Genomic DNA, 22879 nt, shown 5'->3' on the forward strand with positions numbered 1-22879 from the left:
TGCTGCGATTGATCGCGCTGTTGGCTCTGACGCTGACGGCGAGCCCGGCCGTGCGGGCGGCGGGACGCCTGGAAATCACCGGCGCGTGGATCCGCACCGCGCCACCCGGCGCGATGATGCTGGCCGGCTACGCCACGCTGCGCAACACCGGCGATGCGCCGTTGACGGTGACCGGCGCGAGCAGCGAAGCGTTCGGCGATGTGTCGCTGCACGAGAGCGCCGAGGTCGACGGCGTCGCGCACATGAAGGCTTTAGGCTCGATCGAGATTGCGCCGGGCGCGAGCATCGTGTTCGCGCCCGGTGGCAAGCATCTGATGCTGATGCGGCCGAAGCACGAGATCGCGCCGGGGCAAAGCATAGAAATTCGCATCTTGACGAAATCGGGAGAAGGGGCGTCTGCCGGTTTCGCCGTGGGCGATGCCGCGCCCGCTGCAAATCCCTAGGCGCAGGCGGCGCGTATCGCGTCGGGTAACGGCGTGGACTTTCCCGTTGCCGGATCGATCCAGACCATGACCACGTTGCCGTCCATGTAGAGCAGCGAGGTGTCGCGGGCGTCGACGATGCGGTGCCCGATCGTGATCGAGCTCGTGCCGAGCTTCTCGCAGAACAGTTGCACGACGATCTCGCCGGGCCAGGTCAGCGGGCGGCGATAGTTCGCCTGCACCGCGGCCATGATCGGTTTGCTGCCGTCGCCGTGATCCCAATCGGAGACGACATCGGCGAGCCAGCGCACGCGCGCTTCTTCGAGGTAGCGCAGATACATCGCGTTGTTGACGTGGTTGAACGCGTCCTGATCGCCCCAGCGCAAGGCGATGGTGATTTCGGCGACCTTGCGCAGCGCGGCCGCGGCCATCGTTTTCGTCACGTCGTTCATGCGGCTTTCCTCTTCCCGGTGGTGTGGGTGCCGAGCACGCGCGCGAGGAAACGGCCGGTGTGCGAGGCCTCGTTTTTCGCGATGTCCTCGGGTGTGCCCGTGGCGATGATCTGTCCACCGCGATGGCCGCCCTCGGGGCCGAGGTCGATCACCCAGTCGGCGGTCTTGATCACATCGAGGTTGTGCTCGATCACGACCACGGTGTTGCCGTCGTCGCGCAGACGATGCAGCACCTTGAGCAGTTGTTCGATGTCGTGGAAGTGCAGGCCCGTGGTCGGCTCGTCGAGGATGTACAGCGTGCGGCCGGTGTCGCGCTTGGACAGCTCGCGCGAGAGCTTGACGCGCTGCGCCTCGCCGCCCGACAGCGTCGTCGCGCTCTGGCCGAGCTTGATGTAGCTAAGTCCCACATCCACGAGTGTTTCCAGTTTGCGCGCGAGCGCGGGCACCGGTTCGAACAGTTTCAGCGCATCCTCGACGGTCATGTCGAGCACGTCGGAGATGGTGTGGCCCTTGTAGTGGATTTCCAGCGTCTCGCGGTTGTAGCGTTTGCCGTGGCAGACGTCGCAGGGCACGTAGACGTCCGGCAGGAAGTGCATCTCGACCTTGATCATGCCGTCGCCTTCGCAGGCTTCGCAGCGGCCGCCCTTGACGTTGAAGCTGAAACGCCCCGGCTGGTAGCCGCGCGCGCGCGCCTCGGGTACTTGCGCGTAGAGCTCGCGCAGCGGCGTGAACAGGCCGGTGTAGGTCGCGGGGTTCGAGCGCGGCGTGCGCCCGATCGGCGATTGGTCGATGTCGACCACCTTGTCGAACAATTCCAGGCCTTCGATTTTCTCGAACGGCGCTGGCTTCTCGTTCGCGCCGTTCAATTCGGCGGCGGTGTGGCGGAACAGCGTGTCGTTGATCAGCGTCGATTTGCCCGATCCGGATACACCGGTCACGCAGACGAACCGGCCGGCAGGAATTTCCAGATCGACGTTCTTGAGGTTGTTGCCTGAGGCACCCTTGATCTTCAGAACGACCTGCGGGTCGAACGGATGACGTTTTTTCGGCACATCGATGCCACGCTTGCCGGACAGGTACTGGCCGGTCAGCGAGCGCTCGGCTTCGAGCACGTCTTTCAACTTGCCTTCGGCGACGATCTCGCCGCCGTGCACGCCCGCGCCGGGGCCGATGTCGACGATGTGGTCGGCGATGCGGATCGCGTCCTCGTCGTGCTCGACCACGATGACCGTGTTGCCCAGATTGCGCAGGCGCGTGAGCGTGCCGAGCAGGCGCTCGTTGTCGCGCTGATGCAGGCCGATCGAAGGTTCGTCGAGCACGTACATGACGCCGACGAGACCCGCGCCGATCTGCGAGGCGAGGCGGATGCGTTGCGCCTCGCCGCCGGAGAGCGAATCGGCCTGGCGATCGAGCGTCAGATAATCCAGGCCGACGTCGACGAGGAATTTCAGCCGCTCGCGGATCTCCTTGACGATCTTCGCCGCGATCTCGCCGCGCCAGCCGGCGAGCTTGAGCACGTCGAAGAACGCCTGTGACTGGTCGATCGGCAACGCGGTCAGCGCGGGCAAATTGCTGTCGCCGACGAAGACGTTGCGCGCGCTGCGGTTGAGGCGCTGGCCGTGGCAGTCGGGACAGGGTCGCTCGCTGATGAACTTGGCCAGTTCCTCGCGTACCGCCGGCGATTCGGTTTCCTTGTAGCGTCGTTCGAGATTCGGCACGATACCCTCGAACTTGTGCTTGCGCGTCACCGCGCCGCCGGTTTCGGTCAGATACCGGAACGTGATCTGCTCGTCGCCCGAGCCGAACAGCACGGCCTTGCGGATAGTCTCCGCCAGCGACTCCCACGGTGCGTCGATGTCGAAGCCGTAGTGCCTGGCCAGCGACAGGATCATCTGGAAGTAGTACATGTTGCGCCGATCCCAGCCGCGCACTGCGCCGGCGGCGAGCGACAGGTTCGGATGCACGACGACGCGCGCCGGATCGAACACCTGGGTGACGCCGAGGCCGTCGCAACCCGGGCACGCGCCGACCGGCGAGTTGAACGAGAACAGGCGCGGTTCGAGTTCGGGCAGCGAGTAGTCGCAGACCGGGCACGAGTAGCGCGAGGAGAAGATCGTCGGATTGGACTTGTCGTCGTCGAGATCGACCACGAGCACGATGCCGTCGCCGAGGCGCAGCGCGGTCTCGAACGATTCGGCGAGACGCTGCTTGATGTCTTCGCTCGGGCGGAAGCGATCGATCACGGCTTCGATCGTGTGCTTCTGGCGCAGCGCCAATGCCGGCACCGCATCCAGTTCGTGCAGCGCGCCGTCGACGCGCGCACGCACGAAACCCTGCGCGCGCAGTTGCTCGAACACCTGCAGGTGCTCACCCTTGCGCTCGCGCACGATCGGCGCGAGCAGCATGTAGCGGCGTTCGGGATTCATCGCCAGCGTCGCATCGACCATCTGGCTCACGGTCTGCGCTTCGAGCGGAATGCCGTGGTCCGGGCAGCGCGGCGTGCCGACGCGCGCGAACAGCAGGCGCAGATAATCGTAGATCTCGGTGATCGTGCCGACCGTCGAGCGCGGGTTGTGCGAGGTCGATTTCTGTTCGATCGAGATCGCCGGCGACAGACCTTCGATGTGGTCGACGTCGGGCTTCTCCATCACCGAGAGGAACTGGCGCGCGTAAGCCGACAGCGATTCGACGTAGCGGCGCTGGCCTTCGGCGTAGATCGTGTCGAAGGCGAGCGAAGACTTGCCCGAGCCGGACAGGCCGGTAATCACGATCAGGCTGTCGCGCGGCAGATCGAGATCGATGTTCTTCAGGTTGTGCGTGCGTGCGCCGCGGATGCGGATCGTGTCCATGACTTGCCGGGAATTCAGAACGACCGGGTACTATAACGCGTCGGTCAAGTCGCGGCACGGATGATGGGAGCGTGTGTCGGCAGGCCTGCGATTGCGCATGCCGGGTTTCGGCGCTAAGGTTGCCGCGCTGTTGCGCATCCATTCATTTTCCGGGGAAAAGACATGGTCATCAAACGCATCAACGTACTCAAGCTCGCGATCTTCCAGGGCGCCCTCATGGCGGCCTTCGGCCTGCTGGCCGGGCTTTTCTTTCTGATGTTCGGCTCGATGCTGGCCGGATTGGGCGGGCACGGCTCGTCGGTGGGCATTTTCGGGGGAATCGGGGCCCTGATCTTCCTGCCGATCTTGTACGGCATTTTCGGCTTCATCGCCGGGGCCATCGGGGCGTTCATCTACAATCTCGTGGCCGGCGTGGTCGGCGGCGTCGAGATCGAGGTCGAGTGAATCCGGTTGGTTAGTCGCCAGTTGACGGTAGGCCTTTGAAAAAGTTATGATTGGCGGCTGTCTTTGTACGGCAGAAGTCAAAATAACTACAGAGGAATGCCCAATGTACGCAGTCATCGTCACCGGCGGTAAGCAGTACCGCGTCGCGCAGGGGGAAACCCTGCGCGTGGAAAAACTCGAAGCCGACGTCGGCGCCGCGGTCAATTTCGACCAGGTGCTGCTGCTCGGTTCGGGTGAAGGCGTCAAGGTCGGCGCGCCGACCGTCAGCGGTGCCTCGGTCGCGGCCAAGGTCGTGTCGCACGGCCGTCTCGACAAGGTCCGCATCATCAAATTCCGCCGCCGCAAGCACCACATGAAGCAGATGGGCCACCGGCAGCATTACACCGAAGTCGAAATCACTTCGATCTCGGGCGCGTAAGGAGAATCAGTCATGGCACACAAAAAGGCAGGCGGCAGTACCCGTAACGGCCGCGACTCGAACCCGAAGTACCTCGGCGTGAAGATCTACGGCGGTCAGGCCGTCGAAGCCGGCAATATCATCGTGCGCCAACGCGGTACCCAGTTCCATCCGGGCACCGGCGTCGGCATCGGCCGCGACCATACGTTGTTCGCGCTGATCGACGGCAAGGTCGACTTCGCGGTCAAGGGCCTCAAGCAGCGCCGCATGGTCAGCGTCGTCGCGGGCTGAGCCACGAGCGCCAGCATATCGACAGGGCCCCGCCTCGCGCGGGGCTTTGTTTTTCTGCAGACTGCGTTTGCTCGTGATCCCGGCTTTCGCCGGAATGACGGCAGTGTTAGCTTTCACGATTCTCGAATCCCCATTCCCGGCTCACACCATGAAATTCGTCGATGAAGCCGAAATCACCGTTCATGCCGGCAACGGCGGCAGCGGCTGCGTGAGTTTCCGACGCGAAAAATTCATCCCGTTGGGTGGGCCAGATGGCGGCAACGGCGGCGACGGCGGCAGTGTGTTCCTCGTCGCCGACGAGGGTCTGAATACCTTGATCGATTTCCGCCACGACCGCACGTTTCGGGCGCAAAGAGGCGAGAACGGCATGGGCCGGCAGATGGCCGGCAAGGCCGGCGAGGACAGAATCATCCGCGTGCCGGTCGGCACCGCGGTCATCAACGTTGATACCGAGGAGACGATCGGCGATCTCACCCATCACGGCCAGGTAATCAAGGTCGCCCAGGGCGGTCGCGGCGGCGCCGGCAACGTCAATTTCAAGAGCTCGACCAACCGCGCACCGCGCAAGGCCACGCCGGGCACGGAGGGCGAGACGCGTGAGCTGCGTCTGGAGCTGAGGGTGTTGGCCGACGTCGGCCTGCTCGGCTTTCCGAATGCGGGCAAATCGACGTTCATCCGCGCCGTCTCGGCGGCGACGCCGCGTGTCGCCGACTACCCTTTCACCACCTTGCAGCCGCACCTCGGCGTGGTGCGCATCGGCACCGACCAGAGCTTCGTCATTGCCGACATCCCCGGCCTGATCGAGGGCGCGGCCGATGGCGCAGGGCTCGGCATCCAGTTCCTGAAACACGTCTCGCGCACGCGCCTGCTGCTGCACCTGGTCGACATCGCGCCGCTCGACGGCGAGACCGATCCGGCCGAACAGGTGCGCGCAATCGAGGCGGAGTTGGAGAAATTCGACGAGGAATTACTCGAACGCCCGCGCTGGCTCGTGTTCAACAAGGCCGACCTCGTGCCCGAAGACGAGCGCCAGAAGCTGGCCAAGGCGGTGGTGAAAAAGCTCAGGTGGAAGGAACCATGGTTCCTCGTCTCGGCGATCGCACGCGAGGGCACGTGGGAAGTCGTCCTGAAGATCCAGGACTTCTTCGATCGACGGCGCGCCGAGGCAGCGGAGGAGTCGCGGAGTGAGGACGCGTGACGGTTTTGCCGGCGTCATTCTGCTCCCGCTCATTCTCTCCCCGGCCGCTCCCCCCTCGTGGGAGAGGGGCGGGCGAGCGGGGGCCATTCACATCGCGGCGGCAAAAAAAAAGCCGGCGTTGGCCGGCTTTTTCCGGGATGCGCTCGAACGACTCAGGCCAGCGCCTTGATGTGCGCGGAGAGGCGGCTCTTGTGGCGCGCAGCCTTGTTCTTGTGGATCAGGCCGCGGCTCGACTCGCGATCGAGGATCGGCTCGGCAGTCTTGTAGGCGGCCTCGGCGGCTGCCTTGTCTTTCGCCGCGATCGCGTTGACGACCTTCTTTACGGCGGTGCGCAGCGCGGAACGCGCACTGGAATTGCGGGCGTTGCGCTTGACGGCCTGACGCGCACGCTTCTTCGCGGATTTGATGTTTGCCAAGGGATGACTCCAGAAAAAAGATTGAAAATCGGGGGCGGAAAAAGGGCGGAAATTGTAAGGGCTGCGCGGCGTTGCGTCAATGCGCTGTCGGGGTTCGGGATGCGAGGCTCGCGGCCGGGTGGAGCGAAACTGCGCAGCCCGCTTCGCGGGCACTCGTGTTGCGGCTCCCGAACCGCGCATCACCGTGGCCTTCCCCGAGTCCCTAGTTCCGGGCCCTGCATCCCGTGAAGACCCCAAGCCTGCTGCGCTCGATGTTCTCGTTCAGCGCGATGACCATGATCTCGCGCGTACTTGGCCTGGTGCGCGACCAGTCGATCAATGCCGCGTTCGGCGTGAGCTGGATGACCGACGCGTTCTGGGTCGCCTTCCGCATCCCGAACTTCCTGCGTCGCTTGTTCGCCGAAGGCTCGTTCAGCACCGCCTTCGTGCCGGTGTTCACCGAGGTCAAGGAAAGGCGCCCGCATGCGGAGCTGAAGACGCTGGTGGCGAAAACCAGCGGTACGCTCGGCGGCGTGCTGCTGATCGTCACCGCGCTCGGCGTGCTCGGCTCGGACCAGGTCGCCGCGCTGTTCTCGTTCGGCGCGCTCGACACGCCGGAAAAGGCGCGCCTGACATCCGACCTGCTGCGCATCACGTTCCCGTTCCTGTTTTTCGTCTCGCTGACCGCGCTGGCGGGTGGCGTGCTCAACAGCTTCCACCGCTTCGCGCTGCCCGCGCTGACTCCGGTCATCCTCAACCTGTGCATGATCGCCGGTGCGCTGTGGTGGAGCCGGTATTTCCAGGTGCCGATCAAGGCGCTGGCGTGGGCCATTTTTCTCGCCGGCATCCTGCAGTTGTTGTTCCAGTTCCCGGCGTTGCGCCGGCTCGACCTGCTGACGCTGCCGAGTTGGGGCGGCTCGCACCCGGAAGTGCGGCGCATCATGCGCCTGATGATCCCGACCTTGTTCGGCTCGTCGGTTGCGCAGGTCAACCTGCTGCTCGACACGGTGATCGCCTCGTTGTTGATCACCGGCTCGCAGTCCTGGCTGCAGCAGGGCGATCGGTTACTCGAACTGCCGCTGGGTCTTTTCGGTGTCGCCCTCGGCACGGTGATCCTGCCCAGCCTGTCGCGCCATCACGTCAACACCGACCACGCCGGGTTTTCGCGTGCGCTCGACTGGGGCCTGCGCACGACGTTGCTGATCGCGATTCCGGCGATGCTCGGTTTGGTCCTGCTCGGCAAGCCGATCGTCGCGACGCTGTTCCAGCACGGCGCGTTCACCGCGGGCGATGCGGACATGGTCGCGCTGAGCCTGTCCGCGCTGAGTTTCGGCCTGCCGGCGTTCGCGCTGGTCAAGGTGCTCGTGCCGGCGTTCTACGCTCGCCAGGACACGAAGACGCCGGTGCGCGCCGGCATTGCCGCGATGGTGGCGAACATGCTGCTCAACGTGTTGCTGGTCGGCGCACTGTATCTACTCTGGCGCGGGGCCGAGGCACCGGATGAAGATGTGCTGGCGCGCATCGCCCATGTGCGTGGCCTGCATATGGCGGTGGCGGTGGCGTCGAGTCTGGCGAGTTATCTGAATCTTTTGCTGCTCTGGCGTGCGCTGCGCCGCGAGGCGATTTACGTCCGCGAACCGGGCTGGGGCAGACATATGCTGCGTCTCGGTGTGGCCTGTGCGCTGATGGTGGCGGTGATTCTTGCGGGACTGGCGATCTGGCCTGATTGGAGTGCGGCGGGCGTCGTCCAGCGCGCGTGGCGGCTCGGCACCATCATCGTTGTGGCCGGTGGCGTTTACCTGGCGGCCCTCTACGCGGGCGGCTTGCGTCTTCGCGACTTGCGCGCGCATTGACATGTTGTTCAGCTCGTCATTCCCGCATGCTCCTGGCGGGAATCCAGCGACTTTCGTCAATCAAGAGCAAAGCAAACGCACTGGATGACCAGCCCTTCGGCTGTTGAAAGCCCCGCCGGAAGCCCGCGGGAATGACAAGGAAAGCAACTGCCCTGCGGCCTTCGGCGGCGCAAGTTGTTCATGCACTCGTCCTTGAGCGCAAAAGTCAAAAAGCGGCCACCCATGGCCGCACTTCTCGCCAGAGCATCGCTATAATCGCGCGATGCGTATGTTGTTCCGGGATATCGCGGGCGAGCCCGTCGCCACGCGAGGCAGTGTCGTCTGCATCGGTGCGTTCGATGGCGTGCATCTTGGCCATCGCGCCGTGCTCGCGCGCGTGCGCGAACGCGCGCGCGCGCTGAGTCTCGACGCGGTCGTCGCCAGCTTCGAGCCGTTGCCGCGCGAGTTTTTCGCGCACGGGCGGCCGGTGGCGCGGCTGAGCAACGTGCGCGAGAAGATCGAGCAGTTTCGCGCGGCGAGGATCGATCGCGCGCTGCTGCTGCGTTTCAACGCGGCGCTGGCGGCGATGAGCGCGCAGGAGTTCGTCGAGCGCGTGCTCGTGCGGCGGCTCGACGCGCGCGAGGTCTGGGTCGGCGAGGGATTCCGCTTCGGCCACGCGCGCGGCGGCGATGTCGATCTGCTGCAGCGACTGGGTCGCGAACACGGGTTTACGGCGCGGGCGCTCGAGCCGGTCGTGATCGATGGCGAACGCATTTCGTCATCGGCGATCCGCGAGGCGCTGGCCGGCGGCAGTTTTGCGCTCGCGGCGCGCTGGCTCGGCCGACCGTTCGCGATCGGTGGCCATGTCGTGCGCGGCCAGCAGCTCGGGCGCAAGCTCGGCTACCCGACCGCGAACCTGCGCCTTGGCTCGCGCACGTCGCCGGTGGACGGCATCTTCGCGGTGAAGGTGCACGGCATCGGCGATGCGGCGCATCCGGGCGTGGCCAGCCTCGGCGTAAGGCCGACGGTGAACGGCAAGGAGCCGTTGCTCGAGGCGCATCTGTTCGATTTCGACGGCGATTTGTACGGCCGTCGTATACAAGTGGAATTTGTGGAAAAATTACGCGACGAGGAGAAATTCACCGACCTCGACGCGATGGTGAAACAGATCGATCGCGACGCATTGCGGGCGCGGGAAATTCTGGGAATATCTTGAACCCTCTCCTCCGGCTTGCCGGGGGAGAGGACAGGGTGAGGGGGGCTTTTCGCTCTTGCGCCCCACTCGTTCCATCGACGAGAAGCGCCCCCTCACCCAACCCTCTCCCCCGATGCTGAAGCCGTCAGGGGGGAGGGCGTTGCGGCCCTCAACCTTTCGTAACCAATCCATGTCCATCGACTACAAGTCCACGATCAACCTGCCGCAGACCGATTTCGCGATGAAGGCCGACCTCGCCCGGCGCGAGCCGGCGATGCTCGCCGAATGGGAAAAGGTCGACCGCTACGCCGAGATCCAGCAGCGCACCGCCACCCGCGAGCATGCCTTCATCCTGCACGACGGCCCGCCGTACGCGAACGGCGCGATCCACCTCGGCCATGCGGTCAACAAGATCCTCAAGGACATCGTGGTCAAGTCCAAGCTCGTCGCGGGCCTGCGCTCGCCGTACGTGCCGGGCTGGGACTGCCATGGATTGCCGATCGAAGTCGCGGTCGAGAAAAAGGTTGGCAAGGTCGGCGTCAAAGTCGATGCGGCCGAATTCCGCAGGCTTTGCCGCGAGTACGCGACCAAGCAAATCGATTTGCAGCGCACCGACTTCAAGCGCCTCGGCGTGCTCGGCGACTGGAGCCGTCCGTACGAGACGCTGGCGTTCCAGTTCGAGGCCGATGAAATCCGCGCGCTGGCGAAGGTGATCGCGAATGGGCACCTCGTGCGCGGCGAAAAACCGGTGTACTGGTGCTTCGACTGCGGCTCCGCGCTGGCCGAGGCCGAGATCGAATATCAGGACAAGCAGTCGTGGGCGATCGACGTCGCCTACGATGCGCACGATGCGAAGGCGCTGGCGGCGAAGTTTGGCGCGAGCGTGAATGACGGCGACATCGTCACCGTGCCGATCTGGACGACGACCCCGTGGACGCTGCCGGCCAGCGTCGCGGTCACGCTCGGCCCGGACATCGACTACGTGCTGATCGAGGGTCCGGCACGCAACGGCAGGCGCGTGCTGCTCGTCGTTGCGGAACTGCTGCTGGAAAAAATCGGCAGGCGCTACGGCCTCGAACATCCGGTCGCGCTCGGCCACATCAAGGGCGCCGGGCTTGACCTGACCAAATTGCAGCATCCGTTCTACGCGCGCGAAATCCCCGTCATCAATGGCGACCACGTCACCACCGACGACGGCACCGGCGCCGTGCACACCGCGCCGAGCCACGGCATGGAGGACTTCGTCGTCGCGCGCGAGTACTCCATCCCCGGCGTCAATCCGCTCGGGCCGAACGGCGTCTACACGCCGGACACGGAATTGTTCGCCGGCCAGTTCATCTGGAAGGCGAACGATGCAGTCGTCGACCTGTTGCGCGAGCGTGGCGTACTGCTCGCCGCCGAGAAGATCACGCACAGCTATCCGCATTGCTGGCGCCATCGCACGCCGGTCGTGTTTCGCGCCACGCCGCAGTGGTTCATCGGCATGGAGACGGCTGGCCTGCGCGCCGGCGCGCTCAAGGCGATCCGCGAGGATGTGGATTGGTATCCGGCCTGGGGCGAGGAGCGCATCCATGGCATGATCGCCGGCCGCCCGGACTGGTGTATTTCGCGTCAGCGCACCTGGGGCGTGCCGATCGCGCTGTTCATCCACAAATCCACGGGCGCGCCGCATCCGCGCAGCGTCGAGCTGATGGAGCAGGTCGCGCAGCGCGTGGAGAAAGCCGGCGCCGATGCGTGGTACGCGCTCGACGCGCGCGAGCTGCTCGGCGACGAGGCGGAACACTACGACAAGGTCATCGACATTCTGGACGTCTGGTTCGACTCGGGCACGACGCATTACTGCGTGCTCGACCAGCGCCCCGAACTCGCGCGCAAGCCGGGCGACAAGGTCATGTACCTCGAAGGCTCGGACCAGCATCGCGGCTGGTTCCATTCATCCTTGCTGACCAGCGTCGCGATGCACGGCAAGGCGCCGTACGACGAGGTGCTCACCCATGGCTTCACTGTCGATGCGCAGGGCCGCAAGATGTCGAAGTCGCTCGGCAACGGCATCGAGCCGCAGGACGTGATGAAGACCTACGGCGCCGACATCCTGCGCCTGTGGATCGCCTCGGCCGACTACCGCAACGAGATGGCGCTGTCGGACGAAATCCTCAAGCGCGTCGCCGATGCGTATCGCCGCATCCGCAACACCGCGCGCTTCGTGCTCGGCAACCTGCACGGCTTCGATCCTGCGCGTGATCTGGTCGAGGTCGAAAACAGCCTGCTGCTCGATCAATGGGCCGTGCAGCAGGCGCACGACACGCAGCAGGCCGTGATTGCCGCCTACGCGCGCTACGACTTCCCCGAAGTCGTGCAGCGCGTGCAGAACTTCTGCACCAACGAGATGGGCTCGCTCTACCTCGACATCACCAAGGATCGTTTGTACACGATGCAGACCGACAGCCACGGCCGGCGCAGCGCGCAGAGCGCGATGTACCGCATCGTCGAGGCGATGGTGCGCTGGCTTGCGCCGATCCTGTCGTTCACCGCCGAGGAAATCTGGCCGCTGATTCCGGGCAAGCGCGATGCCTCGGTGCTGTTCGAAACGTTCTACGACGGCCTCGCGCCGACCCAGGGCAAGCCCGAGCGGCGCGCGTTCTGGAACGACCTGCTGACCATCCGCGCGGCCGCGGCGAAGCTGCTCGAAGGCATGCGCAATGCCGGCGAAATCGGTGCCGCGCTCGAAGCCGACGTCGCGCTGCACGCCGATGCGTCGCTGCATGCGCGCCTCGCGCCGCTTGCGGACGAACTGCGTTTCTTCTTCATCACCTCCGGTCTGCATCTCGCTGACGAGAAGAATCCACCGGCGAATGCAGTGAAAGTGGACGTGGGCGAAGGCGCATCGTGGATTTCCGCCAAGGTCGCCGATGGACAGAAGTGCATCCGCTGCTGGCATCGCCGTGAAGATGTCGGCGTGCATCCCGAGCATCCGGAAATCTGCGGCCGCTGCGTCTCCAATTTGCCGGATGGGCCGGGTGAGCGGCGGCGGTACTTCTAAGGGGTGAACCTTGTTGCAGGTCCGTTAAAAGACTATATTCAGTCTTCCCGCGGAGATAATTCCATGCGTTATTCCTCGCAAATCAAACCGATCAGTTATCTCAAGGCCAATGCGGCAGAGGTACTCGAAAAGATCAACGTCGAGCGCGAACCGCTCGTGATCACGCAGAACGGCGAGGCGCGCGCGGTTATCCAGGACGTCGCCACATTCGAGCAGACTCAGGAGACGCTGGCGCTGCTCAAGCTGCTGGCGCTCGGTCATCGCGATGTCGAAGCGGGGCGCTTCGCTTCGGCCGAAACCGTTGCGAAGCGCTTGCGCCGCCGCCGGGTTGCGACCTGATGCGGCAGCGTTTTTCTGCGGGCACGGATGCGCGATGAGCAAGCGCTACACTGTTTCGGTCACCGCCGGTGCGGAGCGCGATATTGCTGACATCATCGGCTACATCGATGCATCCGATTCACCGCAGAATGCCGATCACGTCCTTGATGGATTGCTCGCCGCGATTGGCAAGCTCGCCGAGCTGCCCGAGCGCGGATCGCATCCGCGTGAACTCCTGGAGTTGGGGGTCCGCGATTTCCGACAAGTGTTTTTCAAGCCCTACAGAATCGTGTACCGCGTCGCCGCGAGCAGGGTATTTGTCTATCTCGTCGCCGATGGCCGGCGCGACATGCAAGCACTGCTCGCGCGGCGTCTGATCGACGAACGAACCGAATGATTACCGTCAAACCCAACGCCCTGTCCTGGCTCGGCCTGTCGCTTGCCGTCATTACCATCGACCAGATCGTCAAGGCGATCGTGCTCGCATCGCTGCAGCCGTATCAACCGCATGTAGTGATTGCGGGCCTCCTCAACTGGACGCTCGCGTTCAACACCGGTGCGGCTTTCAGTTTTCTGGATTTCGGCCCCGGCCCGCAACGCTGGCTGTTCAGCGCGCTTGCGGTCGGAGTCAGCGGCGTGCTCGTGCGTTGGCTGGCGACGATCCCGCGCCGCGACTGGCGCAACGCATTGCCGCTCTCGCTCGTGATCGGCGGCGCGCTCGGCAACCTGATCGACCGGCTGCGTTTCGGTCAAGTCACCGATTTCATCGACGTGTATTGGGGCGATGCGCATTTCCCCGCGTTCAACATCGCCGACTCGGCGATCACGGTCGGCGCGGTGCTGCTGATCTGGTTCGGCTTGTTCGCGAAAGCACAAAAAGCGGCCTGACGCGGCCATCCGCGTTAAAATCCCTTGCATGCAAATCCTTCTCGCCAACCCCCGTGGATTCTGCGCCGGCGTCGACCGCGCGATCGAGATCGTCGAGCGCGCGCTCGAAGCGTTCGGCGCGCCGATCTACGTGCGCCACGAGGTCGTGCACAACAAGTTCGTCGTCGACGGCCTGCGCGCGCGCGGCGCGATCTTCGTCGATGAAATCGCCGAAGTGCCCGATGGCGCCACGGTGATCTTCAGCGCGCACGGGGTTTCGCAGAAGGTGCGCGCGGAGGCGGCGGCGCGCGACCTGCGCGTGTTCGATGCGACCTGTCCGCTGGTGACCAAGGTGCATATCGAGGTCGCGCGCTACGCCAAGTCGGGCTTCGACGTCGTGCTGATCGGCCACGCCGGCCACCCCGAAGTCGAGGGCACGCTCGGTCAGTGGGACAAGGCCGGTGCCAGCGGCGAAATCCATCTCGTCGAAACGCCGGAAGACGTGGCGAAACTCATACCGAAGAATCCCGAGCAGATCGCCTACGTCACCCAGACCACGCTCTCGGTCGACGACACCCGGGCCGTGATCGATGCGCTGCGCGAGCATTTCCCGGCCGTCGTCGGCCCCAGACACGACGATATCTGCTACGCCACGCAGAACCGCCAGGACGCCGTGCGCAAGCTCGGCCAGCAGTGCGACCTTGTTCTGGTCGTCGGCTCGCCGAACAGCTCCAATTCCAACCGCCTGCGCGAACTGGCGCGCAAACAGGGCGTACCGGCGTACCTGATCGACGGCGCCGAGGACATCGAGCGCGCCTGGCTGGCCGGCAAGCAGCGCGTCGGCGTCACCGCCGGCGCCTCGGCGCCGGAAGGCCTGGTCCAGGGTGTCGTCGCGCGCCTGCGCGAGTGGGGCGGAGTACAGGCCGTCGAACTGGCCGGCGATCCGGAAAACATCACCTTCGCGCTGCCGAAGGAATTGCGCATCAGCCTGGTGGGTTGACCCGGCCGCGCGCACCCGCCGTTGCCGGAGGGGTGACCGCACGCGGGGCGCACGCCATGCGACTTCGCCGGGTGAAATTGCCGCCCGCCCGAATGCCTGCTCCGCCGCTCGTCGGCTGGCTTCGGCCGGACGTCCGGCCCCCGGATGCAACCGCCGCGGTGCTGCTGTAGCGTGTGTGCTGGTCTGGGAAGGGGGCAATTCCATGCATTCGGCATCGACGCGCGTCAAGGGTTTCACCTTGATCGAAATGATGGTCGTGGTCGCGATCATCGCCATTTTGGCGGCGATTGCGCTGCCGAGCTATCGTGACTACGTCATCCGCGGCTATCTCGTCGATGGCACCAACCAACTCGCTGCGCAGCGTGCGAAGATGGAGCAGTATTATCAGGATGCGCGGACTTACGCCACATCCGGTGCGTACAAATCTCCTTGCGACAATGCGGTGATATCGACTCTCACCGTCAAGAATTGGACCTTCACGTGCACTGGCGTCGCCGCTGCGACGTACACGATAGTCGCTACCGGCTCGGGTCCGGTTGCGGGTGCCATCTATTGGGTCGATCAGACCAACGCGCAAACAACCAAGGGACTCCCCGCTGGGTGGACCGTGCCTTCCCCGGCGACCTGCTGGGTTATCTCGCGCGGCGGTACCTGCTGATGAAACCGCGTACCGCCGGTTTCAGCTTGATCGAGCTGATGATCGTGGTGACCCTCATTGCGATTCTGGTCATTGCCAGCATGCCCGCCGTCTCGGACATGCTGCAGAACTCGCGGACACGCTCGGTCGCCGATTCGTTGCAGAACGGCATCCGCTTCGCGCAGACCGAGTCGGCACGTATGAGCCGTCTCACGACGCTGGCCACGACGGCGACGAACTGGACGGTGAGTTACACGAAGATTGCGGGAGGCAGCGACTCGCTCCCGACGTTGCTGCAATCCTCGCCTTCCGGCAATGTTGGCTCGGTTGTCATCACGCCGGATGACGCCACACATACGGCGTTGCAGTTCAACGACCTCGGCCGGGTCAAGGTGGCGAGCACCAGTGCGGGGCCGTTCACCACACTCAACGCCGACATGTATTTCACGGTGAACAATTCCAAAGGCCCGCGTAGCTTGCGTGTCTATGTCAGCCCTTCGGGCAAGGTGCGGATGTGCGACCCAGACAAGAGCCTCGCTGCCGGATATCCCGACGGGTGTCCGCCATGAAACAAGCGCATGGATATCAGCGTGGCATGATGATGCTCGAGGTGCTGATCGCGTTGCTGATCTTTACCGTCGGCGTGCTTGGCATGGTCAAGATGCAGGCAGTGGCCTCGGCAAATTCGGTCAACTCTGAGGATCGCGCGACGGCGGCATTGCTCGCCAACGACCTCATCGCGGAAATGTGGACAACCAAGTCGGCTGCGCAGCCGGCCGATTTCGCCAACTGGACGAGCCGCGTCACCACCGCGTTGAGAGGTGCCGACACGTCGAAAAGCACCTTTGCCGCTTCGGGGGGGTCCGGCACTGCGACGATCGTCATCACCTGGAATCGGCAGATGGGCCTGAACGTCGAAGGTGGCGCCGAGTCGGGCTCGACGCTGCAGACTGCGACCTACTCCACTCAGGTCGTCATCCAATGAGTGCGCCCAATCGCAATATCCAGGGTGGCCATACGCTGATCGAACTGATGATCGCGATCCTCATCGGCATGCTCCTCGTGCTGGGTGCTTTCAAGGTGCTCGCTGATTTCGAAGGCAACAAGCGTAGTACCACTGCGGTCAACGATGCCATGCAATCCGGCAACTACGGGTTGTTCGCGCTCGACAAGTTGATCCGCTCCGCGGGCTCGGGGTTGTCGCGCTATGCGGCGAAGGCGGGCTGGGGCTGCACGCTGAATTTCAAACCTACCGACGGGGCGACTACGGCCGCCTCCTCGATCTCTAGCTCAGGCCCGCCCTCGCTCAACCCGCCGTTCAACGGCGTATTGCCTGGTGCCTTGCGTCTCGCCCCGGTCATGATTGTTCCGGGCGATGCCCCGTGGAGTAGCACGGCGACGAAGTCGGATGTCTTCATGGTCATGCTTGGAGGCAGTGGTTATTCCGAAGCGCCGGTGCGTTTCAAGCCCAACGTTAGTGGTGGTCTGTCCCAGGTGGACAGCAATGTCGGCTTCAGCGCCGGGGAGTGGGTGCTGGTAGGCTCGGGTGGAATCGGCGAGTGCATGATCAGCCACGTCGCTTCCACCTTCAATCCGGCCGGCAACAATGTCAGTCTGCCGCTCGCGGATACGACGGTCGGCAACGCCGCGGGCCTGATCACCGCCGGCAATTACGTGGTCGCGCTTGGCAACGGCGTTACTGCGAGTTTTTTGATGCTTGGTGTCGACACCGCCACGAGTTCTCTGATGAGTCTCGATTTGCTCAATTCGCCCACGAGCACGCCGCAGGCGCTCGCGGACGATGTGGTAATGATGCGCGTGATCTATCAAGTGCAGCCAAGGCCCGTCGATCCGTTGACTTGGACGAACCCGGTTGGCAACGTGACGATAGGCGGAATCGCCTACAACTACACGCCGACGGGCCTCAATGCGGGAACTGCGGCTGCGAGCGCTGCGCTCAGATCCATTGTTGCGGTCCGAATTGCATTGGTCGTGCGTGCGCCACTCAACGAACAAAAGTCCACAAACGTCAACAGCGGCAGCGTGAAGATGTTCGACGCGCTGGACTCGCCCACATGCACTTCGGCCACGACACCCGCCTGCGCCAATCCGGTCACGGTCACTTGGACCTACCCGGCGGGAAACTACCGCTATCGCAAGCTCGAAACCACCATCCCCGTGCGCAACGCATCGTTCTGAGGCGAACATGAAGATTCCCGCGAGCCCGCACAAGCAACATGGCGTGATCCTGTTCATCGCCCTGATCGCTCTCGTCGTGATCATGATCGCTGCGGTAGCGCTGATCCGCTCTACCGACACCGCGCAGGTGATCGCCGGCAACCTGGCGATCAAGCGCGACATGACCCACGAGTCGGAACTGGCCGTGAAGGACGCACTGACGAGTTTCAGCAGCGGCGTGTTCGTCACGGAAGATGCGCGCCTTTACACCAATTCGGGCAGCAACTACTACGCTACGGCGCTGTCGAGCAATCCCCAAGGCATCCCGTACGTGCTGCTGCAAGCCAGTACCAGCGGTGAAGCCGCTGCCTACGCCACGGGCATGACCTACCGCTATGTCATCGACCGGATGTGCCCGCAGGAGGGCCCGCCTAGGGACTGTCAAACCGACCAAGGCAGCCATGGCGGCAGCTTCACCAATGATGTCGACGTCTCCGCAAACTCCGGCAAGGGTCTCGGCGTCAGGGATCTCGGTGTGTACTACCGCGTCAGTGTTCGCGTCACCGATACGCGCGGTGCCCAGTCGTATTTCCAGACCACTTTCACGAGCCTCGGCTCCCCCTAATTTCTTTGCACAAGAATCCATGCCATGAAACCGTCAACGAATAGCATTGCGTTTCTCGGTCGGGCTGGGCTGGCCCTTTTCTGCGCAAGTCTTTCAGGCCTGGCCGGAGCCGCAGCGACGACTCTTGCGGATGCGCCGCTGTATTCGAACGTGATCGTGCCCGCCAATGTAGCGTTGGCGCTGTCGGTGGAGTGGCCAACTGGCGATGACGATCCGTATATCGGCGTCGCGTACGATCCTGCCGCAACCTATGTCGGGTATTGGAGTTCCGACTGGTGCTACTCCTACGACACGACGGTCGCCAATGGCGACGGCGCTGCGAAGGGCGTGTTTGTTCCACAGGTAGCTGCAAGTTCGCATGTATGCAACAGCGGCTCGACCAACTATTGGAGCGGCAATTTTCTCAACTGGGCGTTGACCCAGACCATCGACCCGCTGCGTTATGCGTTGACCGGCGGTTATCGCAGCGTTGATACAAGCACCAATACGGTATTGCAGAAAGCCTACTCCGATGGAAACGTAAGTAACGGCGGATTTCCCGACAAGACGCTTAATGCCGCTGCGACCATCAAGGGGGCGACGCCGTTTACATCGTGGACGAAGTTGGTCATTTCCAACCGTAACCTCGGCCGGCAATTCGAGTTCAGCAGTGCATCTCCTTGCGGTAGCAAATGCGGTGACAGTGGCGGCAATACCAACAGCGGGCTGACGTTGGCGACGTATCCCGGGGATGCCGGTGCTGCGGCGGCCAGCAGCGTCACCACCATTCCGCTGACCTGCTCGAGCGTGACGGGGTCGGGTTCCAACAAATATTGCGATACCGCAACTTACACCATGGTGACGACGGTTGCGACCAGTGCCGTGCAGACGACCACGCAGTATCAGCAGACTTGCAAAACAGTGGGTACGAAGAACAGTTCGGGAGGTATTTCGACCTGTTCCGTATGGAATTCGCCGACGGTAAAAACGACGTCGAACGTCACCGTGGCCTACAAGCTTTACGGCGCCGTGCAAGTCTGCGTATTGGGCAAGGACAAGGGCGATTCCCGTTGCCGCGGTTATCCCTATTCCGCCGATGGCAGCACTGCGCCTTCGGTATATAAACCAACGGGCCTGATGCAGAAGTACGCGGCGGAGACCCCGGCCGGTACCGACACCATCCGCTATTCGGCATTCGGCTACCTGTTCGACACGAGCTTGACCCGCGATGGTGGTGTCATGCGCGCGCGTATGAAGTCGGTGGGGCCGTACATGGCCAACCCCGGTCAACCGGTCCAGCCCAACAGCGCCGCCAACAATCCGACGACCAAGACCTCGGCGGAATGGAACACCGCGGATGGTACGTTCATTGCGAATCCCGATAGCAACGACGCCAGCACCTACGGACCTGCCGGCTCGAACAGCGGCGTGATCAACTATCTGAACCAGTTCGGTTTCAGCGCAGGCGCCTACAAGAGCTTCGACCCGGTCGGCGAGATGTACTACGCCGCGACGCGTTATTACCGTGGCATCGGCAGCGTGGCAAGTTATTCGAATGGCCTGACTACGGCCATGTACGACGGCTTTCCTGTCATCTCGTTTGCGGCGAACAACGACGGCACCAACAGCAATGCCAAGGACGACCCGATCGCTTATACCTGCAGCACCAACTACATCATCGGCATCGGTGACATTCATACGCATGCCGACGCAAATCTCCCTGGGCGTACCTACTCCACCAGCAAGGAGCCGGCCATGCCGTCGGAGGTGTCGGCCGATGCTTCGTCGACCACCGGCGTGAACGCGGTGACGGCCGCAAACTGGATCGCGACGCTGGAGAACCAGATATCGGCGAGTGGCGGCGGCGGCTCAGGCGGTGACTACCAACTCGCTACCGGCATTGGCAATGCGGCGATAGATTCTATCGGGTCACCCACCGGCGGTTGGTGCTGCAATTCGCACAGCTTCCTGATGGCGGGTCTGGCGTACGATCTGCATACCCGGGACATCCGCCAGGACATCGTCAACAAGTCGAGTGCGATCACGGTGTCGACGTTCTGGCTCGACGTGATGGAGAACAACGACTATCACGAAAAGAATCAGTTCTGGCTGACGGCCAAGTACGGTGGGTTCGACACTTCGCAGAAGGATGCGGCCAAAAATCCATTGTTCAGCATTATCGGCAGAACCCCCACGCTCAGCGCGAGCAGCGATGAGTACGTGCGTACCAAGCCACTGCCGACTTCGTGGTGGAACAGCGGCAAATTGGGCCAAGGTTCGACCAAGGTCGACTACGTGGACAGTACCGGTACGCTGACGGCAAATACGATCTACGCGGGCAATGTGGACGATCATGGCAACCTGATGCCCGACCAGTATTTTCAGGCCAGCAATCCGAGCAAGATGATTTCGGGACTGAATGCGGCGTTTTTGAAGATCGTGGCAAACGCGCCGGCGGGTACGTCGTCTGCTCTCGGATTGGGTTCGAGTTCGGTTGCTACGGCTGGCAATATCAACTACGTCTCCCAGTACGCGAATGACTGGAGCGGGAGTGTGAGTGCGCAAAGCCTTGTGGTCAAAGTCACAGGCAGCGTGCTCAGCACTGATACGGGCAATACGAAGGGTATCTGGGATGCGGGGACGTGGCTGCCGCCAAACTCGGGCGCGGGTGTGCTGACTTACGACACGCGCGTGATTGCGACCAGTTCAGGCTTCGGCGCGGGCAAAGGCGTACCGTTCCGTTTCGGTAACCTTTCCACTGGGCAGAAGGCACAACTCGTTTCGCCGACTTGGACCTCCGCGACGCAGACGCAGGTGCTGAACTACGTTCGCGGCGACCGCAGCAACGAAGGGTCGACTGCCTCGTCGTCGTTCCGCTTGCGCAATACGTCGGTCTTGGGCGATATCACAAATTCGCAACCCGTGGTTTATGGTTCGCCGAGCCTGCCATACGCGGATACCCCGCTCAATCCGGGTTATTCGGCGTTCAAGACCGCAAAATCGTCCCGAGGTCCGGTGCTTTATGTAGGTGCCAACGATGGCATGCTGCATGCGTTCGATGCAACGGCGAGTTGCACCACGAGCAGTGGGATTACCACCTGCTCGGCCGGGGCCACGGGTGGCAAGGAGTTGTTCGCCTATGTGCCCAGCGCACTGCTGACGACGAATGTCGATTCGAGCGGAAACCCAGTCGGCCTGGGCTCACTGACTGCCAACCCGTTGAATCACCACTTCATGGTCGATGCGGTGCCCGTCGTTCGCGACGTGGACTTCGCGCGCGCCAACCTCGCAACCACCGATCCAACGTGGGCCACGGCGCCATCGGACTGGCGCACGATCGTCATCGCAGGTCTCGGCAAGGGCGGCGGCACTGGCAGCAGTGCCACTACCTGCGCCAATGGCCGGACATCCTGCGTCGGTGGCGGCTACGTCGCGCTCGACGTCACCGATCCTTCCACGATTACCAATGAGGCGACACTGGCATCAAAGGTGTTGTGGGAAACAGATCCGAGCAAACTCGTGCACATGGGCTATTCCTACGGCCTGCCGCACATCATCAAGACCAAGAAATACGGCTGGACCGTAGTGCTGACGTCTGGTTACGGCAACGACGATGGTGGCGGGTACATCTACCTGATCAACCCGAAAGACGGTAGCCTCTATGAGATCATCTCAGCCAATGTTGGTGCGCCCTCGACCACGAACCCCGCGGGCTTGGCGCATCTTGTCGCCTCGGTTCCCAGCGGACCGGACTTTACTGCGGACGCCTTGTACGCCGGCGATCTGCTCGGCAATGTCTGGCGCGTGGACCTGACCCAGAGTACGTACAAGGCGGAGCAGTTCGCGACACTTGTCGATCCGCTTACCAGCAAGCCGCAGCCCGTTACCACATACCCGGTGACTGCCATCGATCCGACGTCGCAGAAGCGCTATGTCTTCGTTGGTACAGGCCAGTTGTTGTCCGATGCAGATCTTGTCAACACGCAGACCCAGACGTTCTATGCCTTCATCGACGGCACGAACGCCGCAATCGACAAGACGAGCACATTCCCGATCAAGCGCACCGACCTGATCGCGGACGACCCTGCGACTGGCGTGACTGCGACGGCCCTTGTCGGCAAGCGCGGGTTCTACATGGATCTGGCTCCGGCAGCTACCAGCGGTACCGGCACGCAGGCATCGGCGGAACGCATCAACGTCCAGATGGTCGCAAATAGTGGAGTGGTGCTTTTCGCCGCCAATCTGTACGGACAGAACATCTGCAACAAAGGCAGTTCGCGCGTGTTCTCGCTGAACTTCGACTCCGGTCTCGACACCGATAGCTCCGGCAACGTCGTCATCGGCAAGACGCTGCTGCAAAGCGCGGATACGCCGTCGGTGCGGGTTTCCAGTCTCCAATACCTGAACGGCGTAGTCACCAACCTGACTTTGGTCAACGGGCCGGGATCCGGATCGTCGACTTCGTCTTCGATGCTGACGGCAATGTGGGGCCTGGATACGACGAGTGGCGGCACGGGCAAGAGCGCTTCGTCGGAAGCCGACGGCAACATCCTGTTCCGCGGCAAATCTGGCTTGACACGCATCAACTGGCGTGAAGTGCCGGATTCGCAATGACGCACATGCGTTGCGGTGCAGCTATGGTGAAATCGAAGTCAGCGTTTTGCGCTATCCACGCGTCGATGGTCTCCTACATGCCGCGGTGATGGATAGTCATCGCGCCTGTTGCCGGGCCAGCGTATTCTCGTGGTCGTGAAGATGGC

The 22879-nt window shown here is 63.2% G+C and carries 21 protein-coding genes; 18 read left to right on the forward strand and 3 right to left on the reverse strand.

What is annotated here, in order from left to right:
* Positions 1 to 8 precede the first annotated feature (8 nt).
* The gene (locus AC16HO_RS04740) at positions 9 to 443 is read left to right on the forward strand and encodes a copper chaperone PCu(A)C (protein ID WP_395641837.1); all 435 of its coding nucleotides are present in this window, start codon (positions 9 to 11) and stop codon (positions 441 to 443) included.
* Here the strand turns inward: AC16HO_RS04740 and AC16HO_RS04745 are convergent.
* Together AC16HO_RS04745 and uvrA are read right to left on the reverse strand one after the other, a co-directional pair.
* Complete coding sequence (locus tag AC16HO_RS04745; RefSeq protein ID WP_395641838.1) at positions 440 to 874, reverse strand: acyl-CoA thioesterase; 435 nt, start codon at positions 872 to 874, stop codon at positions 440 to 442. The genes AC16HO_RS04740 and AC16HO_RS04745 overlap by 4 nt on opposite strands.
* The gene (gene uvrA, locus AC16HO_RS04750) at positions 871 to 3723 is read right to left on the reverse strand and encodes an excinuclease ABC subunit UvrA (RefSeq protein WP_395641839.1); all 2853 of its coding nucleotides are present in this window, start codon (positions 3721 to 3723) and stop codon (positions 871 to 873) included. Before uvrA ends, AC16HO_RS04745 begins: the two co-directional genes overlap by 4 nt.
* 162 nt (positions 3724 to 3885) lie before the next feature.
* On the opposite strand from uvrA, the gene AC16HO_RS04755 reads away from it, so the two are divergent.
* The 4 genes from AC16HO_RS04755 (at position 3886) to cgtA (ending at position 6053) form a co-directional block, all read left to right on the forward strand.
* Positions 3886 to 4167 (forward strand): hypothetical protein, encoded by a 282-nt coding sequence (locus AC16HO_RS04755; RefSeq protein ID WP_395641840.1) that lies wholly within the window; start codon positions 3886 to 3888, stop codon positions 4165 to 4167.
* A gap of 103 nt (positions 4168 to 4270) precedes the next feature.
* Positions 4271 to 4585: a 50S ribosomal protein L21 gene (gene rplU, locus AC16HO_RS04760; protein WP_395641841.1), complete on the forward strand. Its 315-nt coding sequence runs from the start codon at positions 4271 to 4273 to the stop codon at positions 4583 to 4585.
* A 12-nt stretch (positions 4586 to 4597) separates the two neighbouring features.
* On the forward strand, positions 4598 to 4855 hold the full coding sequence (gene rpmA / locus AC16HO_RS04765) for a 50S ribosomal protein L27 (RefSeq protein ID WP_395641842.1): 258 nt from the start codon (positions 4598 to 4600) through the stop codon (positions 4853 to 4855).
* A 148-nt stretch (positions 4856 to 5003) separates the two neighbouring features.
* Positions 5004 to 6053 carry an Obg family GTPase CgtA gene (cgtA, locus tag AC16HO_RS04770; RefSeq protein WP_395641843.1) on the forward strand — a complete coding sequence of 350 codons (1050 nt, stop codon included), beginning with the start codon at positions 5004 to 5006 and terminating at the stop codon, positions 6051 to 6053.
* 152 nt (positions 6054 to 6205) lie between these two features.
* Here the strand turns inward: cgtA and rpsT are convergent, their stop codons facing one another.
* On the reverse strand, positions 6206 to 6469 hold the full coding sequence (rpsT, locus tag AC16HO_RS04775; protein WP_395641844.1) for a 30S ribosomal protein S20: 264 nt from the start codon (positions 6467 to 6469) through the stop codon (positions 6206 to 6208).
* Between the two features lie 224 nt (positions 6470 to 6693).
* Between rpsT and murJ the strand changes: the two genes are divergently transcribed.
* The 13 genes from murJ to AC16HO_RS04840 all read left to right on the forward strand — a co-directional run bounded on the left by murJ (position 6694) and on the right by AC16HO_RS04840 (position 22733).
* Positions 6694 to 8301: a murein biosynthesis integral membrane protein MurJ gene (murJ, locus tag AC16HO_RS04780; RefSeq protein ID WP_395641845.1), complete on the forward strand. Its 1608-nt coding sequence runs from the start codon at positions 6694 to 6696 to the stop codon at positions 8299 to 8301.
* Between the two features lie 262 nt (positions 8302 to 8563).
* Positions 8564 to 9496, forward strand: a complete 933-nt coding sequence (locus AC16HO_RS04785; RefSeq protein ID WP_395641846.1) for a bifunctional riboflavin kinase/FAD synthetase — start codon at positions 8564 to 8566, stop codon at positions 9494 to 9496.
* Positions 9497 to 9665: 169 nt separating this feature from the next.
* Complete coding sequence (gene ileS / locus AC16HO_RS04790; protein WP_395641847.1) at positions 9666 to 12515, forward strand: isoleucine--tRNA ligase; 2850 nt, start codon at positions 9666 to 9668, stop codon at positions 12513 to 12515.
* Between the two features lie 63 nt (positions 12516 to 12578).
* A complete protein-coding gene (locus AC16HO_RS04795; RefSeq protein WP_395641848.1) occupies positions 12579 to 12854 on the forward strand; it encodes a type II toxin-antitoxin system Phd/YefM family antitoxin in 276 nt (91 codons plus the stop codon).
* 34 nt (positions 12855 to 12888) lie between these two features.
* Positions 12889 to 13230: a type II toxin-antitoxin system RelE/ParE family toxin gene (locus AC16HO_RS04800; RefSeq protein WP_395641849.1), complete on the forward strand. Its 342-nt coding sequence runs from the start codon at positions 12889 to 12891 to the stop codon at positions 13228 to 13230.
* The gene (gene lspA, locus AC16HO_RS04805) at positions 13230 to 13721 is read left to right on the forward strand and encodes a signal peptidase II (protein WP_395642158.1); all 492 of its coding nucleotides are present in this window, start codon (positions 13230 to 13232) and stop codon (positions 13719 to 13721) included. Before AC16HO_RS04800 ends, lspA begins: the two co-directional genes overlap by 1 nt.
* Positions 13722 to 13749: 28 nt before the next feature.
* Positions 13750 to 14700 carry a 4-hydroxy-3-methylbut-2-enyl diphosphate reductase gene (gene ispH, locus AC16HO_RS04810; RefSeq protein WP_395641850.1) on the forward strand — a complete coding sequence of 317 codons (951 nt, stop codon included), beginning with the start codon at positions 13750 to 13752 and terminating at the stop codon, positions 14698 to 14700.
* A 202-nt stretch (positions 14701 to 14902) separates the two neighbouring features.
* On the forward strand, positions 14903 to 15358 hold the full coding sequence (locus AC16HO_RS04815) for a type IV pilin protein (RefSeq protein ID WP_395641851.1): 456 nt from the start codon (positions 14903 to 14905) through the stop codon (positions 15356 to 15358).
* On the forward strand, positions 15301 to 15906 hold the full coding sequence (locus AC16HO_RS04820) for a GspH/FimT family pseudopilin (RefSeq protein WP_395641852.1): 606 nt from the start codon (positions 15301 to 15303) through the stop codon (positions 15904 to 15906). The genes AC16HO_RS04815 and AC16HO_RS04820 overlap by 58 nt, the downstream gene beginning before the upstream one ends.
* Positions 15903 to 16322 (forward strand): type IV pilus modification PilV family protein, encoded by a 420-nt coding sequence (locus AC16HO_RS04825; RefSeq protein WP_395641853.1) that lies wholly within the window; start codon positions 15903 to 15905, stop codon positions 16320 to 16322. Before AC16HO_RS04820 ends, AC16HO_RS04825 begins: the two co-directional genes overlap by 4 nt.
* A complete protein-coding gene (locus tag AC16HO_RS04830) occupies positions 16319 to 17536 on the forward strand; it encodes a PilW family protein (RefSeq protein ID WP_395641854.1) in 1218 nt (405 codons plus the stop codon). Before AC16HO_RS04825 ends, AC16HO_RS04830 begins: the two co-directional genes overlap by 4 nt.
* A gap of 7 nt (positions 17537 to 17543) precedes the next feature.
* Positions 17544 to 18140, forward strand: a complete 597-nt coding sequence (locus AC16HO_RS04835) for a pilus assembly PilX family protein (protein ID WP_395641855.1) — start codon at positions 17544 to 17546, stop codon at positions 18138 to 18140.
* A 24-nt stretch (positions 18141 to 18164) separates the two neighbouring features.
* Complete coding sequence (locus AC16HO_RS04840) at positions 18165 to 22733, forward strand: pilus assembly protein (RefSeq protein WP_395641856.1); 4569 nt, start codon at positions 18165 to 18167, stop codon at positions 22731 to 22733.
* Positions 22734 to 22879 lie beyond the last annotated feature (146 nt).

The organism is Rudaea sp., from assembly GCF_057139185.1.

Excerpts from the sequence above, each read along its gene's own strand:
- rpmA (WP_395641842.1), top strand. The coding sequence starts at position 4,598 with ATGGCACACAAAAAGGCAGGCGGCAGTACCCGTAACGGCCGCGACTCG.
- ileS (WP_395641847.1), top strand. The coding sequence starts at position 9,666 with ATGTCCATCGACTACAAGTCCACGATCAACCTGCCGCAGACCGATTTC.
- AC16HO_RS04795 (WP_395641848.1), top strand. The coding sequence starts at position 12,579 with ATGCGTTATTCCTCGCAAATCAAACCGATCAGTTATCTCAAGGCCAAT.
- AC16HO_RS04745 (WP_395641838.1), bottom strand. The coding sequence starts at position 874 with ATGAACGACGTGACGAAAACGATGGCCGCGGCCGCGCTGCGCAAGGTC.
- cgtA (WP_395641843.1), top strand. The coding sequence starts at position 5,004 with ATGAAATTCGTCGATGAAGCCGAAATCACCGTTCATGCCGGCAACGGC.
- AC16HO_RS04815 (WP_395641851.1), top strand. The coding sequence starts at position 14,903 with ATGCATTCGGCATCGACGCGCGTCAAGGGTTTCACCTTGATCGAAATG.
- AC16HO_RS04800 (WP_395641849.1), top strand. The coding sequence starts at position 12,889 with ATGAGCAAGCGCTACACTGTTTCGGTCACCGCCGGTGCGGAGCGCGAT.
- AC16HO_RS04835 (WP_395641855.1), top strand. The coding sequence starts at position 17,544 with ATGAAGATTCCCGCGAGCCCGCACAAGCAACATGGCGTGATCCTGTTC.
- AC16HO_RS04830 (WP_395641854.1), top strand. The coding sequence starts at position 16,319 with ATGAGTGCGCCCAATCGCAATATCCAGGGTGGCCATACGCTGATCGAA.
- AC16HO_RS04785 (WP_395641846.1), top strand. The coding sequence starts at position 8,564 with ATGCGTATGTTGTTCCGGGATATCGCGGGCGAGCCCGTCGCCACGCGA.
- AC16HO_RS04825 (WP_395641853.1), top strand. The coding sequence starts at position 15,903 with ATGAAACAAGCGCATGGATATCAGCGTGGCATGATGATGCTCGAGGTG.
- AC16HO_RS04840 (WP_395641856.1), top strand. The coding sequence starts at position 18,165 with ATGAAACCGTCAACGAATAGCATTGCGTTTCTCGGTCGGGCTGGGCTG.
- rplU (WP_395641841.1), top strand. The coding sequence starts at position 4,271 with ATGTACGCAGTCATCGTCACCGGCGGTAAGCAGTACCGCGTCGCGCAG.
- AC16HO_RS04755 (WP_395641840.1), top strand. The coding sequence starts at position 3,886 with ATGGTCATCAAACGCATCAACGTACTCAAGCTCGCGATCTTCCAGGGC.
- uvrA (WP_395641839.1), bottom strand. The coding sequence starts at position 3,723 with ATGGACACGATCCGCATCCGCGGCGCACGCACGCACAACCTGAAGAAC.
- ispH (WP_395641850.1), top strand. The coding sequence starts at position 13,750 with ATGCAAATCCTTCTCGCCAACCCCCGTGGATTCTGCGCCGGCGTCGAC.